Origin of the sequence: Flavobacterium frigoris PS1, from assembly GCF_000252125.1 — a bacterium.
Taxonomy (GTDB): domain Bacteria; phylum Bacteroidota; class Bacteroidia; order Flavobacteriales; family Flavobacteriaceae; genus Flavobacterium; species Flavobacterium frigoris_A.
On sequence record NZ_AHKF01000025.1, the window covers coordinates 13,321 to 29,652 of the forward strand.

Annotated in this window: 17 protein-coding genes and 1 tRNA gene; 8 read left to right on the forward strand and 10 right to left on the reverse strand. The window is 35.0% G+C overall.

From position 1 onward, the window contains the following. Positions 1 to 5 precede the first annotated feature (5 nt). From HJ01_RS15220 to HJ01_RS15230, 3 genes are all read left to right on the forward strand, one after another. The gene (locus HJ01_RS15220) at positions 6 to 557 is read left to right on the forward strand and encodes a hypothetical protein (protein WP_007139377.1); all 552 of its coding nucleotides are present in this window, start codon (positions 6 to 8) and stop codon (positions 555 to 557) included. Between the two features lie 150 nt (positions 558 to 707). After that, entirely contained in the window at positions 708 to 3,239 is a 2,532-nt protein-coding gene (locus tag HJ01_RS15225; RefSeq protein WP_007139378.1) for a PIG-L family deacetylase, read from the forward strand. Between the two features lie 121 nt (positions 3,240 to 3,360). After that, complete coding sequence (locus HJ01_RS15230) at positions 3,361 to 5,076, forward strand: sodium:solute symporter family transporter (RefSeq protein ID WP_007139379.1); 1,716 nt, start codon at positions 3,361 to 3,363, stop codon at positions 5,074 to 5,076. Positions 5,077 to 5,153: 77 nt separating this feature from the next. On the opposite strand, the gene HJ01_RS15235 is transcribed toward HJ01_RS15230, so the two are convergent. From HJ01_RS15235 to HJ01_RS15255, 5 genes are all read right to left on the reverse strand, one after another. Next, complete coding sequence (locus HJ01_RS15235) at positions 5,154 to 5,996, reverse strand: DUF2911 domain-containing protein (RefSeq protein ID WP_007139380.1); 843 nt, start codon at positions 5,994 to 5,996, stop codon at positions 5,154 to 5,156. 57 nt (positions 5,997 to 6,053) lie between these two features. Beyond that, positions 6,054 to 6,725, reverse strand: coding sequence for an HAD family hydrolase (locus tag HJ01_RS15240; RefSeq protein WP_007139381.1), 672 nt, complete (start codon positions 6,723 to 6,725; stop codon positions 6,054 to 6,056). 43 nt (positions 6,726 to 6,768) lie between these two features. Then, positions 6,769 to 7,482: a ThiF family adenylyltransferase gene (locus tag HJ01_RS15245; protein WP_007139382.1), complete on the reverse strand. Its 714-nt coding sequence runs from the start codon at positions 7,480 to 7,482 to the stop codon at positions 6,769 to 6,771. A 69-nt stretch (positions 7,483 to 7,551) separates the two neighbouring features. Further along, positions 7,552 to 8,208: a TatD family hydrolase gene (locus HJ01_RS15250; protein ID WP_007139383.1), complete on the reverse strand. Its 657-nt coding sequence runs from the start codon at positions 8,206 to 8,208 to the stop codon at positions 7,552 to 7,554. Further along, positions 8,208 to 8,810, reverse strand: coding sequence for a DUF1684 domain-containing protein (locus tag HJ01_RS15255; RefSeq protein ID WP_007139384.1), 603 nt, complete (start codon positions 8,808 to 8,810; stop codon positions 8,208 to 8,210). Before HJ01_RS15255 ends, HJ01_RS15250 begins: the two co-directional genes overlap by 1 nt. 96 nt (positions 8,811 to 8,906) lie before the next feature. Here HJ01_RS15255 and HJ01_RS15260 point away from each other — a divergent pair, with 96 nt between their 5' ends. From HJ01_RS15260 to HJ01_RS17920, 4 genes are all read left to right on the forward strand, one after another. Next, positions 8,907 to 10,118, forward strand: coding sequence for an MDR family MFS transporter (locus HJ01_RS15260; protein ID WP_007139385.1), 1,212 nt, complete (start codon positions 8,907 to 8,909; stop codon positions 10,116 to 10,118). 387 nt (positions 10,119 to 10,505) lie between these two features. Then, positions 10,506 to 10,874, forward strand: coding sequence for a BlaI/MecI/CopY family transcriptional regulator (locus tag HJ01_RS15270; RefSeq protein ID WP_007139386.1), 369 nt, complete (start codon positions 10,506 to 10,508; stop codon positions 10,872 to 10,874). Positions 10,875 to 10,918: 44 nt separating this feature from the next. After that, positions 10,919 to 12,553 (forward strand): M56 family metallopeptidase, encoded by a 1,635-nt coding sequence (locus tag HJ01_RS15275; RefSeq protein WP_007139387.1) that lies wholly within the window; start codon positions 10,919 to 10,921, stop codon positions 12,551 to 12,553. A 79-nt stretch (positions 12,554 to 12,632) separates the two neighbouring features. Next, positions 12,633 to 12,773 (forward strand): hypothetical protein, encoded by a 141-nt coding sequence (locus HJ01_RS17920; protein WP_007139388.1) that lies wholly within the window; start codon positions 12,633 to 12,635, stop codon positions 12,771 to 12,773. Here the strand turns inward: HJ01_RS17920 and HJ01_RS15285 are convergent. After that, positions 12,770 to 13,282, reverse strand: a complete 513-nt coding sequence (locus HJ01_RS15285) for an adenine phosphoribosyltransferase (RefSeq protein ID WP_007139389.1) — start codon at positions 13,280 to 13,282, stop codon at positions 12,770 to 12,772. The two genes, HJ01_RS17920 and HJ01_RS15285, sit on opposite strands and share 4 nt — an antisense overlap. A gap of 114 nt (positions 13,283 to 13,396) precedes the next feature. Here HJ01_RS15285 and HJ01_RS15290 point away from each other — a divergent pair. Continuing rightward, positions 13,397 to 13,470 (forward strand) — tRNA-Arg (locus HJ01_RS15290). Here HJ01_RS15290 and HJ01_RS17395 read toward each other — a convergent pair. From HJ01_RS17395 to HJ01_RS15300, 4 genes are all read right to left on the reverse strand, one after another. Then, complete coding sequence (locus HJ01_RS17395) at positions 13,436 to 14,986, reverse strand: recombinase family protein (RefSeq protein ID WP_081478725.1); 1,551 nt, start codon at positions 14,984 to 14,986, stop codon at positions 13,436 to 13,438. The two genes, HJ01_RS15290 and HJ01_RS17395, sit on opposite strands and share 35 nt — an antisense overlap. After that, positions 14,983 to 15,144 (reverse strand): hypothetical protein, encoded by a 162-nt coding sequence (locus tag HJ01_RS17780; RefSeq protein WP_007139390.1) that lies wholly within the window; start codon positions 15,142 to 15,144, stop codon positions 14,983 to 14,985. The genes HJ01_RS17395 and HJ01_RS17780 overlap by 4 nt, the downstream gene beginning before the upstream one ends. 85 nt (positions 15,145 to 15,229) lie before the next feature. Next, positions 15,230 to 15,508, reverse strand: a complete 279-nt coding sequence (locus HJ01_RS15295; RefSeq protein ID WP_007139391.1) for a hypothetical protein — start codon at positions 15,506 to 15,508, stop codon at positions 15,230 to 15,232. Between the two features lie 6 nt (positions 15,509 to 15,514). Further along, positions 15,515 to 16,315, reverse strand: a complete 801-nt coding sequence (locus HJ01_RS15300) for a hypothetical protein (RefSeq protein ID WP_007139392.1) — start codon at positions 16,313 to 16,315, stop codon at positions 15,515 to 15,517. Between the last annotated feature and the right edge of the window lie 17 nt (positions 16,316 to 16,332).

A 16,332-nucleotide genomic window follows, 5' to 3' on the forward strand; every position in this document is an offset into this window, starting at 1 on the left:
GAAACATGAAAACATTAAAACTAATCGCCGTTGGAATAATTCTACTCGTATCGAGCTCTATACAAGCTCAAGTTTCAGTAAGTTTAAATATAGGAACAGCTCCATCATGGGGTCCTACAGGGTACGCAAATGTAGACTACTACTATTTACCTGATGTACAGGCCTACTATGATATTAGAGCTTCACAGTTTATCTATTTCGGACAAGGAAGATGGGTAAGATCAAGATACTTACCAAGACAATATAGAAACTATGATTTAAATCGTGGCTATAAGGTAGTATTGAATGATTACCATGGTAACAGACCTTACGCAAATTTCCATAACGACAGAAGAACATACTATAAAGGATATAGAGGTGGAAACCAAAGAACAATTGTACAAAGACAAGATAATCACAGATATTCTAACGACAGAAACGCTGTAAACCATAGAAAATATGATACTCGTAGATATTCCGAAAACCGTAAGTCTTCAAATAACCATGGTAAGTATGATAACCACAGAAACAACGACCACGGAAATAAAAGAGAAAATAAAGGTCACGGGAAACACTAATTCCTGAAAATCTATTAAAAATTAAAAGAGCCCCATAATGGGGCTTTTTTTTTGCTCAGATTCTCCTTTTCAGCAAAGAAAATAAGAATCATTTTACAGAAAAACATTTAATTACTACATTTGAAGTAATTGCACAAAAAATCAAAAAAAATGTACAAAAACAAAATTCAGTTTTTACTAATATTTATTTTCTCTTTTCACATATTATCGGCCCAAAAGCCTCAAAAACTCAATTCAGCAGAAATATACAACCAGATTCAGAAGCTTAATTTCTTAGGTTCTGTTCTTTATATTGCCGCCCATCCAGATGATGAGAACACGCGTTTAATCTCGTATTTATCGAATGATGTGAAAGCCAGAACAGCTTACTTGTCTTTGACTAGAGGTGACGGAGGTCAAAACTTGATTGGCCCACAATTAAGGGAGCTCCTAGGTGTAATCAGAACCCAAGAACTGATCGAAGCAAGAAAAATAGACGGAGGAGAACAGTTTTTTTCAAGAGCCAATGACTTTGGATACTCCAAAAACCCAAAGGAAACATTACAAATTTGGGATAAAGATAAAGTGTTAGCCGATGTAGTATACGCCATTAGAAAATTTCAACCTGATGTAATAATAAATCGTTTTGATCATCGTACAGCAGGTACAACGCATGGCCATCATACGGCATCAGCTCTTTTGAGTACCGAAAGCTTTGATTTGACAAACAATCCAGCCGTATTTCCCGACCAATTAAAATTAGTGCAAACTTGGCAACCCAAACGCCAGTTTTTTAATACTTCTTGGTGGTTTTATGGTAGCAAAGAAAAATTTGACGCAGCTGACAAAACCAATTTAGTGAATTTGCAAACTGGTGTTTACTATCCCACACTAGGGAAGTCAAACCAGGAAATAGCTGCCTTAAGTCGAAGTAGTCATCAATCGCAGGGCTTCGGAAGTACAGGAAGTCGTGGTGAAGACACAGAATACTTAGAATTTATTAACGGCGAAAAATCAAAAGACAACTCAAACCTTTTCGAAGGAATTGACACCAGTTGGAACCGGGTAAAAGGTGGAAGAAAAATAGGCGAACTACTTACGCTAATTGTATCGCAATATGACTTTTCAAACCCATCAGCTAGTATTCCTAATTTGGTCAAAGCCTATCAAATGATTCAGACTTTGGAAGAAAATCATTGGAAAACACTAAAATCTAACGAATTAACAAATATAATTGCGGCCTGTTCTGGTCTTTACCTCGAAGCCGTTTCACAAAATCAGGAAGCAACTCCAGGGAGCACTGTAAATTTAAAGCTTGAAGCCATAAACAGAAGTGCCATAAAAATGGATTTACTGAGCGTAACAACTTTTCCAGAGAATAGAAACACCCCCTTTAAAAGAGCATTAAACAATACTGTTTCAGAAAATATAAATCTAGATTTACAATTACCTACAACAATAGAATATACCCAACCTTATTGGCTTAAGGAAAAAGGTACCGTTGGTATGTATGCGGTAAAAGATCAAAAAAACATTGGAGTTCCAGATGTCATCAGAGAAGTAAAGGTTGTTTTCAACATCGCTATCAACGGAATCGAAATCCCTTTTGAGCGTACTGTAGTTTACAAATACAATGACAATGTAAAAGGAGAAATGTATAATTATCTTGATATTGTTCCCGAAATAACGACAAGTATACTTAACAAAGTGGCTCTTTTTAATGATGGGAACCATAAATCAATAGCCGTTAAAATTAAATCTGGAAAAGACAATATTGAAGGTGATTTACAATTAGATTTACCTACAAACTGGACCGTTTCTCCAAAATTAATTCCTTTCGACTTAGCTAAAAAGGGAATGGAAAAAGTGCTTTACTTTGACGTAAGCCCACCTGCTGAACCTTCTGAAATCATAGCTAAAAGTATCGCTACCGTTAACAAGATAAGATACGATAAAGACCAAATCATTATAAATTACGATCACATTACAAAGCAACAAGTTTTAGAGCCTGCCGAAGCCAAATTCATCAAACTGGATCTGAAAACTAACGGGCAAAAAATTGCTTACATTATGGGGGCCGGTGACGAGGTTCCTGAAAGTCTGACCCAAATGGGCTATAGTGTTAGCATAGTGAATCCAGAAGACATAACCACCGAAAAACTAGAATCCTTTGATGTTGTTATTACTGGGATACGGGCTTACAATACGGTAGAAGCATTAGCTAACAAACAAGATATATTATTCGATTTTATTAAAGGAGGAAAAACAATGTTGGTACAATACAACACTCCAGATGAGTTTGAGACGGCAAATATTGCGCCATATCCATTAAAAATATCTCGCGACAGAGTAACGGAAGAAAATGCAGCAGTTCAGTTTCTAGCGCCAAATCACCCCGTTTTAAATTATCCTAACAAAATCACTTCCAAAGATTTTGAAGGCTGGACACAAGAACAAGGATTGTATTATCCAAATGAATTTGACAAAGCCTTCACTCCTATTTTGTCTTCCCATGACCAAGGTGAAAGTCCAAAAAATGGAGCCTTATTAATTGCCCCTTATGGAAAAGGATATTATATTTATACCGGTTTAAGTTTATTTAGAGAATTGCCCGAAGGAGTATCTGGTGCATACCGTATTTTAGCAAACATAATTTCGTTAAAAGCACCAATAACACTTCCCACTCAAAAGATAAAACCATAATACAAGTAATATGGAAACAAAAAAAACAAAAAACTGGAAAAAAAACTATACCTGGGTCCTGGTAGCCAATGCCCTTTATATTTTGATATTTTATATAATAATGAAATTATATTCTTAAATTATGCAGCTATTTGACTGGATTGTACTCGTAGTAACCTTACTATTTATAGTAGTTTACGGCGCTTGGAAAACCAAGGGAAGTAAAAACGTAGAAGACTATATTCTTGGCAGCAACGAAACACCATGGTATACTGTAGGTTTATCGGTTATGGCGACACAAGCAAGCGCTATAACCTTTCTGTCAACGCCTGGACAGGCCTATCATGATGGAATGGGTTTTGTACAATTTTATTTTGGTTTACCTATTGCCATGGTCGTGATCTGTTTGACCTTTATCCCCATTTATCATAAATATAAAGTCTATACGGCCTATGAATACCTCGAAAAAAGATTTGATTTAAAAACACGTTCCCTAGCAGCCATTCTGTTCTTGTTTCAAAGAGGATTAGGAACTGGGCTTACCATTTATGCTCCAGCCATTATCTTGTCGGCCTTACTAGGATGGAACCTTACTTATATGAACATTATAATAGGTATGCTCGTTATTATCTATACGTTTTCAGGTGGAACAAAAGCGGTAAACGTGACCCAAAAACAACAAATGTTTGTCATCATGTCGGGAATGTTAATCACTTTTTTCCTCATACTACACTTTCTACCTAATGAAATGACATTTAGTAATGCATTACATATTGCCGGAGCAAATGACAAGATGAACATTGTCAATTTTTCCATTGATCCCGAAGAAAAATACACAATTTGGAGTGGAATAACGGGTGGTTTCTTCTTGGCGCTTGCCTATTTCGGAACGGATCAGTCACAGGTAGGACGTTATCTCTCTGGGAAATCAGTTCGTGAAAGTCAGATGGGACTAATTATGAATGGATTGTTAAAAGTGCCAATGCAATTCTTCATATTGCTTACTGGAGTTATGGTATTTGTCTTTTTCCAATTTAACCCGGTACCCTTAAATTTTAATCCCAATAATAAAATAATAGTTGAAAAATCGCAATACAAAGAGGAATACCATACTTTAGAAAATAAATTAGACGCCCTTTCTGAAGATAAAAAAGTAATTAATCTGCTATATATCGACCAACTTAATCAGGATTACGACAATCCGATTCTGCGAAAAGAATTAATTAGCCTTTCGGCAAAAGAAAAAGACCTGCGAGACCGCGCTAAAGAGATCATTCTAAAAGCAGATAGCGGCAGCGAGACGAACGATAAAGATTACGTCTTTTTCCATTTTATTTTAAATTACCTGCCCAAAGGACTTATCGGACTATTGCTTGCGGTAATTATATCCGCAGCTATGTCTTCAACGGCTTCGGGACTTAATGCATTAGCATCCACAACAGCGATCGATATTTACAAACGGAATTTAAAGGAAGAAAAATCAGAAAAACATTATCTCAATGCAACAAAGTTCTTCACTTTGTTTTGGGGAGTTGTAGCTATTCTTTTTGCCAGCATCGGTACCCTGTTCGAAAATCTAATTCAATTGGTTAATATTGTTGGTTCCATTTTCTACGGAACGGTACTAGGGATTTTCTTAGTAGGATTTTATATTAAATTTATAAAAGCCAAGTCCATATTTTATAGCGCCTTAGTGAGCCAAATGACGATTTTTATAATATACTACTATGCTATTTATGTTTTTCCTGCAGGCGAAGCTAAATTGGGTTATTTGTGGCTAAATTTCATCGGAGCAATGCTTACGATTATTTTGTCTTCCTTGATGCAGCTAACTTTTTTCAGAAATGAGAAAAAGTAACTTATAACCATCCTAAAAAGCAAAACCCGTTTCAATTTCTTGAAACGGGTTTTGCTTTTTTATAAAAGAACGAACCTTTATTTACTCCATTCTGAGATACTGTCTTTGTTCATTTTAGCATAATCTTGATTTCCTGCTGCTTCAGAAGCGGCAAGTGATAATTTAGCCGTTTCAATGGCTCCTTTTTTATCCCCTTGTTTCGCTTGTACCAATGATTTTAGTCTCAAATAAAAGAACGGTTTTTCACTGTTCAATTCTAGTGCTTTATCTACATAGGTTCTTGTTTTATCTATATCGCCATTCGACTGATAAAAATACTGTGCTGCCGAAAAATAATCACCAGATGACGGACCTGCAAGTGCTTTTTCTACATTTGCGATCGCCGTTTTTTGGGTAGGTACTTCAAATTTTACTGCTACATAAGAGTTCTCCCAGTTTATTTCAAGAAAAGCAAAATCTGAACTCAGACCGCTTATTCCAATGGTAAAAGTATCTTTTGCTTTTGGCATTGATTCCTCTTTTACAGTTGTTCGTAATGCAACATTTGCTTCTTTAAATTCTTGTGGAGTTCCCCAATTATCTGTAGTCGAATAAAATATAATTTCCCAACTTTGAATGTTTGGAATAGTGTATAACGCATATTTCCCTTTCTTCAGCGTTTTACCACCAATGATTACATCATCACTAAAAGAAACAGTTGTGTTTTCATTTGCTCCGGTTCTCCATAGTTTACCAAAAGGAACTAAATTACCAAAAACGGCTCTTCCTCTAGCCGAAGGTCTGGAATAAACAACTTCTACATCGGTCAAGCCCACCACTTGATTTATAGTCGCCTTTGGGCTTGCCTGTGGCGTTTGAACCTGTGCCTCAATAGTAAATTGAGTAATAATAATCGCTAATGCTATAAGTATTTTTTTCATTTTCTAAAATTTATATTTTTTTTCAAATTTACAAAATACAGCCAATGATACTGTTAATTATTTATTAATATCTAATCTATAGCGCGCCACTTTTTCATAATCAATTTCATTAAAATGGTTGATTACCACATCTGCTGCTGATAAATCCTGGTCTTTAGAATGGAAACTATTGTAGGCTATACAAAATATCCCCGCTGCTTTTGCCGCTTTGATACCATTTGTACTGTCTTCAATAACGATGCAATTTTCTTTAGGAGCTATTGATAAGGATGCCGCATGTTCAAAAATGGCCGGATGTGGCTTTGATTTAGGAAAGTCTTCCCCACTAACAATATGGGTAAAATAATCATGTAATTTGAATCGGTTAAAAACGCGCTCGATTGTTACTTTTGAAGCTGATGATGCTAAAATTAACTGCATTCCTTTATGATGAAAATCTTTGATTAAGATTTCGACACCAGTTAACAATTCTAAATCTTCCTTTTTATCAAAAGCATCATTAAAAATAGTTCGTTTTCTCTGAATTAAATCTTCAACATCGTGATCAAGCTGAAAAATATCTTTTACTTTCTGAAACGTATTTCGAGTCGAATTTCCTGTAAAGGAAGTAAACATTTCCTCGGTAACATCAATTTTAAGTTCACTAAATTGTTGAAAATAAGCATAACGGTGTACCGGCTCAGTGTCTACAATTACACCATCCATGTCAAAAATTACGGTTTGTATCATTTTATGAGTTTAAATTTTTAGATATAATTTCTTAAACGAAATCTTATTTTTTCAGCAAATAGCGAATCACTGTTTCTGCGGCAAACAAGCCAAATAATCCTGGCATATAGCTGTTAGTTCCATAAAAAGATTTTTTATAATTGGAACCATCTGTCATTTTTAAACTGGCATCATCTTGAATTTCTGATGAAAAAACGACTTTTAATTTATCAATTTTATGTTCTTTTAATCTTTTACGAATTGTTTTTGCCAAAAAGCAATTTTCTGTATTATTAATATCAGACACTTTTACTTTTGCAGCTTCCATCTTTCCACCAGCACCCATACTTGATATTATTTTAACTCTTTTTCGCTTGGCGCCAATAATTAAATTAAGTTTTGGAGTCACGCTATCGATGCAATCCAACACATAATCAAATTCTTCAGTAACAATTTCAAAAGCACGCTCTGGCGAGAGAAATTCTTGTACTTGAGTTAATTTCAACATTGGGTTAATATCCATCAATCGATCTCCTACAACCGTTATTTTGGGTTGTCCTACGGTGGAATGCAAGGCTGGTAATTGCCTGTTAATATTGGTAATATCCACCACATCACCATCTACAATCGTCATAGACCCTACTCCTGCTCTTGCCAAAAATTCAGCAGCAAATGATCCTACGCCTCCCAATCCTACTACTAAAATGTTAGCATTTTGCAATTTATTTAATCCTTCCTTTTTAAATAAAAGTTCCGCTCTTTCTGTCCATTCTGCCATTGCTGTTTTTTGTTTAAAAGTTTAAGGTTTAAAGTTCAAAAAAACTTCTCCTTTTAAATATTTGATATTTTAAATCAAGTCAGTTTTAAAAACGGCTTGAAAATTACTGCTTATTTGTTTTTGAAGTTCCTCCAAATTTACGTCCTTATATTTTGCTGCCAAAGCATATACAACATCTATATTTTCTTCGATAGTATCCGTTTCCAGAAAAAACCGATTATTGGGGACGCTTTTAAAAACGGATTCCAATTCTAGATTTTTTAATAGATATTTCCCAAACGAAATATAAAATCCATTTTCTAATAATTGCTTTACCGTTTGCTCATTTTTAGAGAAACCATGAATAATCATGGGAACAGTGATGTTTAAGCTTTTTTTAATTGCAATTATTTCTTGAAAAGCGGCCACACAATGTATCACAACGGGTTTGTTGTATGTTTGTGCTAAAAGCAATTGCTTTTCAAAAACCGTTTGCTGCAGGTCCATTGGGATTTCAATCCTTTTGTCCAGACCACACTCGCCTAGAGCAAGGCAATTGATCTCTTTTAACTTACTTTCTATTATTTCGAAATCGGTTGCCAACCTGTTCTCGACAATATACCAAGGATGAATCCCTATTGAATAAAAAGGAATCGAGGCATCAAATTCTTGTGGATATTGATTAACCAATTCCAAGACATCCGATTGATTGCTGAAGCTGTGAGTATGGAAATTAAAGAATTTCATTAATCGTGAAATTTTTTGACTCCCGCCTTTATTTCGATGTTTAAATCATTTTCTAAAGGCACTCTAGGGCACGAATATTTGTGATTGTAGGCGCAATACGGGTTGTAAGCAGTGTTGAAATCAATCGCAATAGTATTGCCTTTTGGTATTTTTAAATCGATATACTTGCCGCCTATGTAACTTTCATTACCTGAAGTGAGATCTGAATAAGGCAAGAAAAGGTAATCTTTATATTCTTTCTTTTTTGAAAGCTCGATGTTCTTATAGACATTCAGTTTTAATAGTTTTCCATCAATCGTGAAATGCACTTCTCCATATTTAATATAGGTCGGTGTTCTTTCTGTGGATGTTTTCATTCCAAATGGCTTCTCTTTATCAGTTCTTATAAAAGTAGCTGTCACGACGTATTTTTCATTTATAGGGTAAAAATCCAACGACTTAAATACAGCTAAATCAGCTGCTGTCAGTGGACTAGTTTTGGCATCAGCATATTCAGAATTGATTTTTTTTTGAAATTTTTCTGCTGACTTGCTATCAAATTTTCCTTGGGCAAAGCCCAAACTCAATTGTGTCAAAAGCAACAGAACTAGAATCTTTTTCATTTTTTTTATTTTAGCAAAAATAGTTTAAAAGTTACAAAGCAACAAAGACTGAAAGTTACAAAGTTCCCTACCTTTGCAAAAAAGAATCTAATTATAATGCTCGCAACCGCTTTCAGTCGCTATATTAACAATTTCAGAGGGTTTTCGAGAGAAATTTGGATTCTTACGTTGATTACTTTTATCAATCGTGCCGGAACAATGGTTTTGCCCTTTTTATCTAAATATTTAAAAGAAGATTTGAACTTATCCTATGCTGAAGTAGGATGGATTATGGTCGCCTTTGGTTTGGGATCGATGTTAGGTTCTTGGCTAGGTGGTAAATTATCCGATAAGATAGGTTTTTACAGAATCATGGTTTTCAGTTTATTCACCAGCGGACTACTACTATTTTTCATACAATACATCCGTACTTTTTGGGGATTGTGTGCTGGAATGTTTGTTATTATGACTGTCGCTGATATGTTTCGTCCCGCCATGTTTGTCTCCTTGGCAACTTATTCAAAACCAGAGAATCGCACCAGATCATTGACTTTAGTTCGATTAGCAGTAAATTTAGGTTTCGCAGCCGGACCCGCTTTAGGAGGATTAATAATCATGAATTTAGGCTACGGCGGATTATTTTGGGTAGATGGAAGCTCCTGTATCATATCGATTTTAATTTTTACCCTATTAGTAAAAGAACGTAAAAAGTCTGCCGATTTAGAAACGGCAAACAGCGAAACCGAAATACCGGTCTCCGTTTTTAAAGACAAAATATTCTGGCTCTTTCTCTTCGTTTGTTTTATAACGGCGATGCTTTTTTTCCAATTGTTTACGACGCTACCGCTCTATCACAATGAAAAATTTGGGTTAACAGAGTTTCAAAGTGGACTTTTATTGTCCTTAAATGGATTGCTAATTTTCTTTCTCGAAATGCCAATTGTGAGTTTCACCCAAAGAAAAAATATAAATCATCTCCGGATTATTCTTTGGGGTACACTACTAATGTCCCTTAGTTTCTATGTTCTATTGATCAACATATGGGCTGGAATGTTAATTATTAGTATCCTTTTTATCACTTTTGGCGAAATGTTCATCTTCCCTTTCTCCAATTCTTTTGCCTTAAGCAGAGCACCAAAAGGTCATGAAGGCCGTTACATGGCTTTATTTACAATGAGTTTCAGCTTAGCGCACATTGCGAGTTCTAAAACCGGATTGACGATCATAGATTCATTTGGCTATCAGGCGAACTGGTTTGTCATGGGCAGTTTAGGAATTCTTTCAGTAGCAAGCTGCATCTGGCTGCAAAAACTTGTTAAAAAAGAGTAAAAATAATCCCATAGTAATCATTTGGGCGTGCCCCCATTGCTCAAAGGGGCTAACTAACAAACTGGTTATATTGCCCCCTTTAAACAACGCGGTCGGGCTATACGCTCCGCTGCGGCGGACTGCTGCTATCCCTCACGCGGCCTCATTTGCAGAACAACAAATGGGTAATAAAGATTTCCCAGCTCCTATAATTACTTAAAAAGAAGAACAAATAGCCTGAAAACTAAATATCTAGTTAATTAACTAATTTTATAGTTGTGTAACTACAAATATAGTTGTAACTTTGGATTGCGTTAAGGATTAAGGCGGTATCCTCGTAGTGAAACGAAGAGATATAGCCGAAAGCCTGACCCGCCCTTGCGGATAACGCCCAAATAAATCTAAGCTATGGAAAAATTGACGAACAAAGAAGAAGAAATCATGCACATCTTATGGAAGCTAAAAAAAGCATTCGTAAAAGAAGTCATGGCGGAAATCACAGAGGACCAACCTCACTACAACACCTTATCGACCATTGTGCGGAACCTAGAGGACAAGGGTTATGTTGCACATAATGCCTTTGGGAACACCCATCAATACTACCCAATCATTGCGATTGAAGACTACAGAAAAGGATTTATGAATACGGCAATTGACAATTATTTTAATAGCTCGTATAAAAATATGGTTTCCTTCTTTGCCAAAGAAGAGAAAATATCTGCCAAAGAACTGCGTGAAATTTTAGCGATGATAGAAAATCCGAAAGAAGAATTATAGACTTTTTCTAAGTAATAATAATTGTGTATTTAAAAATTAAAACAATGGAAATACTATTTATTTACCTCCTTAAATCAAGTGGCTTAATAACTTTGTTCTTTCTGGCCTACTATTTTTTATTGCAAAAAGAAACCTTTTTCACCAGCAACCGTTGGTTTTTAATCGCAGGTTTAATCACTTCGGCGCTACTACCATTACTAGTTTTTACAAAGACCATTTGGGTAGAAGCAAGTGCGACAGCAATTGACTGGTCACATATTCCCGCTGTAATTCCAATCAAAAAAAGCACGTATGAGATTGATTGGTTTTTGACGATAGGCATGATCTATACGCTTGGAATAATGGGCTTTTTGATCCGATTTGGATTGGATTATTACAGTTTAACCAAAGTGTTTAAAGGAAAAACGATTCAACAGCAAGCCGATTTTAAGTTTATTGATGTGAATGAAAAACTAGCTCCTTTTTCGTTTTTTAACACCATTGTATACAATTCGGCTTTATATAGCAGAATGGAATTAGAAAATATTATTGAGCATGAAAAAGTGCATTCCGAACAAAAGCATACCGTTGACGTATTAGTAACACGTTTATTTAGCATCATGTTTTGGTTCAACCCCATAATTTGGCTGTACCAGAAAGCCATACTTCAAAATCTGGAGTTCATCGCAGACAGCGAAGCTCTATTGAAAATCTCAGACAAAAAAGCATATCAAATCACGCTTTTGAAAATAACAACACACGAAAATTGTGTTGCCTTATCCAATCATTTTTATCAATCATTAATCAAAAAACGAATCGTTATGTTAAACAAAAATCAATCTAAAAAAAGCAACTCATGGAAGTATTTATCAATACTTCCGGCACTAATTGCCTTTGTATTTCTATTTCAAATCAATGTAGTCGCCCAGGAAAAAGTCAAAGAGACAAAATCGGTGACCGTGATCAAAAACAGTGCAGATATTGCAAATGGCAAGGAATCCAGTAATACCCACAATGATACAGTTAAGAAAACTGTAACTGTAAAAGTCATAAAAAATGGTGATACAGACGAAGATACAACTATCTATATTGATGGAAAAGAAGCAAGCCAAGCCGAGCTTGACGCATTAGACGCTAATGCAGTTAAGACCATGGACGTTAATAAAAATGGACAAAGTTCTACTATAAAAATAATCACTAAAAATTCAGATCATATTCCAGATGAGACTGAAATTTATATTGATGGTAAAAAAACGAGTAAAAAAGAGTTAGATGAATTGGATCCTAATATGATTGCACAAGTGGACGTGCAAAAATCGGATGCAAATAATACTAAAAGAAATACGATTCGCGTAGTTACTAAAACTAGAACTCAAACTGAGAACAACGGAGATAAACCAAATCCTCCAACGCCACCACAATTTCCAAAAGGACCATTGCTTGCTGCCCCTCAGATGTCAAATTTACCTGCTGCTCCTAGTCCGCCTAAAAATATAAAAGATAGAAAATCGATGGCTGAGTTTGAAGAAAAAATGAAGGAATTCGAAAAAAAGATGGAGTCATTTGAGCCTGATATGACAGCCTATGAGAAAAAAATCGAGGAAATAATGGCCAAACGCGAAGCAATATTTGAAAAAGAAATGAAAAAATATGAAAAAGCAATGGAAAAATACAGAGAGGCGATAGAAAAAAATAACTAGTTTTCTCGTATTATACAAAAAGAAGACGGTCTAGTTGTAGACCGTCTTTTTTTATACCTTTGTCCAAAATAAAACACTTATGTTCAAAATTTTAGCTCAAATCAATAAAGTACTCTTACCGAGTTTCAGCAAACAGCGAATGGATCTCGCCAAAGCCAAAAAATGGCAAATGGCAATCATCGGCTATCGTTATTACGTTACTACTCGTGCATTGAGTTAGTACTTTATTGCCGCAAAAATATCATATCCCATTATTTTATCCCTTCCATTGAGGAAACTAAGTTCCATCAGGAAATTAAACTGAACGATTTCACCACCTAATTGCTCTACCAATTCGCAAACAGCTTTGGCCGTACCGCCAGTAGCAAGAACATCATCATGAATAAGCACTCTATCGCCTTTACGGATAGCATCCGTATGAATCTCTAGGGTATCCGAACCATATTCTAGTTCGTAAGAAGCTGAGATAGTATCGTAAGGCAACTTATTAGGTTTTCTGACAGGAACGAAGCCTACATTCAATTCTTGTGCGATTAGCATCCCGAAGAAAAAGCCACGACTCTCTACTCCGATTACCTTGTCTATTTTTTTATCTTTTAGCGATGAAACCAAAATTTCCAAGCATTCTTTTCTTGCTTTTGGGTCAATTAATAAGGGTGTAATGTCTTTAAACAAAATTCCTTCTTTTGGAAATCCCTGAATATCACGTATATAATTTTCTAACTGCATTTTTTTTTATTTTTATGTTTAATTAGACTTGCAATTTACACATTTATCCTTATCTTTGCACCCGCAAACACGTTGACACAACATTTATGAAAATAAAGCTTTGCAAAACAAAAAGGCCTTGTGGCGCAACTGAATAGCGCACTTGATTACGGCTCAAGAGGTTACTGGTTTGAATCCAGTCAAGGTCACTTTACGGGACAAAGAGAAAAAACTCTCTTTTGTCCCGTTTTTTTTACGACTTAACTCATTGTTAATCATGTAGATACACTCAATTACCTTGTTTATCCTTGTGGTTTGTACTTGCTCTCCACGAATTGTGAAATTTTCAGGGTAAATTAAACCAATTAGGTCCCTTGCCTCCGCCAAACTTGCATTGCTATAATTATTGTTTAGTCTAATAAGATTTTCAATACCATTACTCAATAGCCCATCTATACTTTGTTTGTCATTACTTATTAGAGATAGTTCAAATTCTAACTTGATTATCTTTTCAGAATAATCAAGTTTCATTACTCTGTAATCTGAAGGATCAATTTGCATTGTTGAAAGTAAATCCCTCGAATTACTTAATCTATTATTATAATCTTTTATCTGCTCTAAAATTCTTTGCTTCTCTTCACGTGCACTATCTGTTAAATCTCTATATGTTTCTATTAAGACAGCTGTATAGATTTTTTTTACCTCATGGAGCGGTTCGTATGTTTTTAGATTCTCTGCAAAAACATCATTAGCTACTTCTGAGTTTATACGATATTTACATTCAGAATCACAATGATAATAGTAATAATATTTTGTACGCCCTTTACATTTACTTCCTAACAATTTTTTCCCGCATTTTGGACAAGTAAAGAATCCACGCAAAGGAAACTCCTCAATAGTTTCAATCTTAGTTCGATAACTTCGGGATTTACCATCTAATACAGCTTGAACGTTATAAAATAAACCTTCTGAAATAATTGGCTGGTGTTGCCCTGATACAAACGTACTTTCCTCATCTTTATACTTTGGAATAAAGATTCTTCCACAATAAATAGGATTTCTTATTAGAAGCCAAAAGTTACTTTTTCCTCTTGTGTAACCTTTTTTCTTAGCCATAATAAAAATTTGTTCTGTGCTGAATATTCCTTTAGCTATTTCCTCGAATGCCCATCGCATTATCGAAGCCTCTGGATCTTTCTGACAAATATATTTCTGACCGTCTTCTTTAGATTTATTTGCGTAACCAAATGGAGCTATACCCATATATCGCCCTTCTTTTTTTGCACGTCTCATCCCGTGAAATGTATTTAAGGCTCTTCTATCATTTTCTACCTCTGGAGCTGCAAGATAAAATGCTAACATCATTTTATTTTCAGGAATTGCTAAGTCTAACGGCTGTTCCATTGCCTGAGGTTCTACTCCTAACTTTCGAAGTGTGCTTATCATTTGATAAGCATCGCCCGCATTTCTACTAAACCTATCCCATTTTGTAAAAAGAATAAAATCTATCTTGTTCTTATACTTTTTTAAATTAAGCAGAAGTTTCTTCCATTGCGGGCGATTAAATGTCTTAGCTGAATGGTCTTCATAAATTACATCTCGGACTGCAATAAAGTTAATATCACAGTATTTTCTGAGGACCTCCTCTTGATTTCTTTGGGAATATCCTCTATCTGCCTGTTCATCTGTACTTACCCGTATATATAGATCGGCTACTTTTTTCATGTTTGCAAATATTTAGATACAGCTATATTAGCTATTTTTTTCATAAACTCCAAAATTGCTTTAGCTTCTTCAACAGTTACATGTATACCCCCAGAATTAAGTATATTCATAGTTTGTGTCGGAGTAATTCTTCCTTTCTTGTTTAGTTTATTTTCCATTATTTCCCTATTTTTATTTACAAAAAAAGCCCGAAAACGGGCTTTTTTATTATTCTCAAAACAATCTTTTTTTTACTTGACATATCTACAAATAAATCTTGCTCGCCTGATTTCTTTTAAAAGAGGGTTCGTACTTGATATAACCATACTCGCTTAACTCTCTTACACATTTATGATAAGTGGTTGATGCCGATATTTTTGCTATTCGCATAATTTCATAACTAAAAACCTGTATAGGACTAGCAAAACCCCTATCCTCACTATATTTCAATAAAGCGGCATACACACCAATATGCGTAATACTGATACGGTAATCTTTTTCAATAGCTGAAAAGAAATCTGATAAGGGTTTTAGACTTTCCATTATTTATCATATTGAATTAGACTGCTTTTTTGTTCTTTTTTTTTCCTTAGGTATGTCAGGCTCTTCACTATCGATACTTGTCCCTCGTTTTTTACTATCCTGTTTAACGGAAACCTTCTCCCCTTCTTTCTGCTTCTTGCCTTTAGACTCTCGATTATCAATACGCTTCATATTTGTATTGTAAACATTGATTGTCTTGAACTGGGGATTGACTTCAATAAATTGCTTGACCTCTTTGCCATCCTTCAAAAATGTAGCAGATTGAAGGTTTCCTTTTTTCAGAGATTCCATTAGATCTTCTTTGTATTTTGGAGTTTCTAATTCTTTTATAGGTAACTTACCTAGGGCAGCTTCAAGATCATAGCCATAATTCTGATGATACTGGTTTAGCTTGAAGTTACCATTGGTATCTGTTTCCTTAAAATCCATCTGCACCCAAGAATTATAAATCTGACCTTCTTTGTTAGTTAGTTCTTTATTGACTGCTCTACCTTCCATTAGATTATAGGCTTCTTTCATGGTAATATTACTCCCCCTATTGATATAGAAAGTCTGTTCTAGTGATTCTTTAGAATTGTCTTTTTGTAAATCGACCTTGTAAGAATTAAAAAAATACATTTCGCTCTGATCTGATTTTTTAAAACTTAATGTCGCTTTAGCTCGGTCTGTACCGTACAACACTTCATGGTTTAATGTGAAATTAGAGGTTTGTTGTTGCATTTTCTCCTTCAATTCTTTGTCCAAACCTTCTCCAAAACCAGTGTACTTAACCTGGTTACGCAAGTATTCAAAATTTTTCTCGTTCATGATTCTTAAATTTAAAT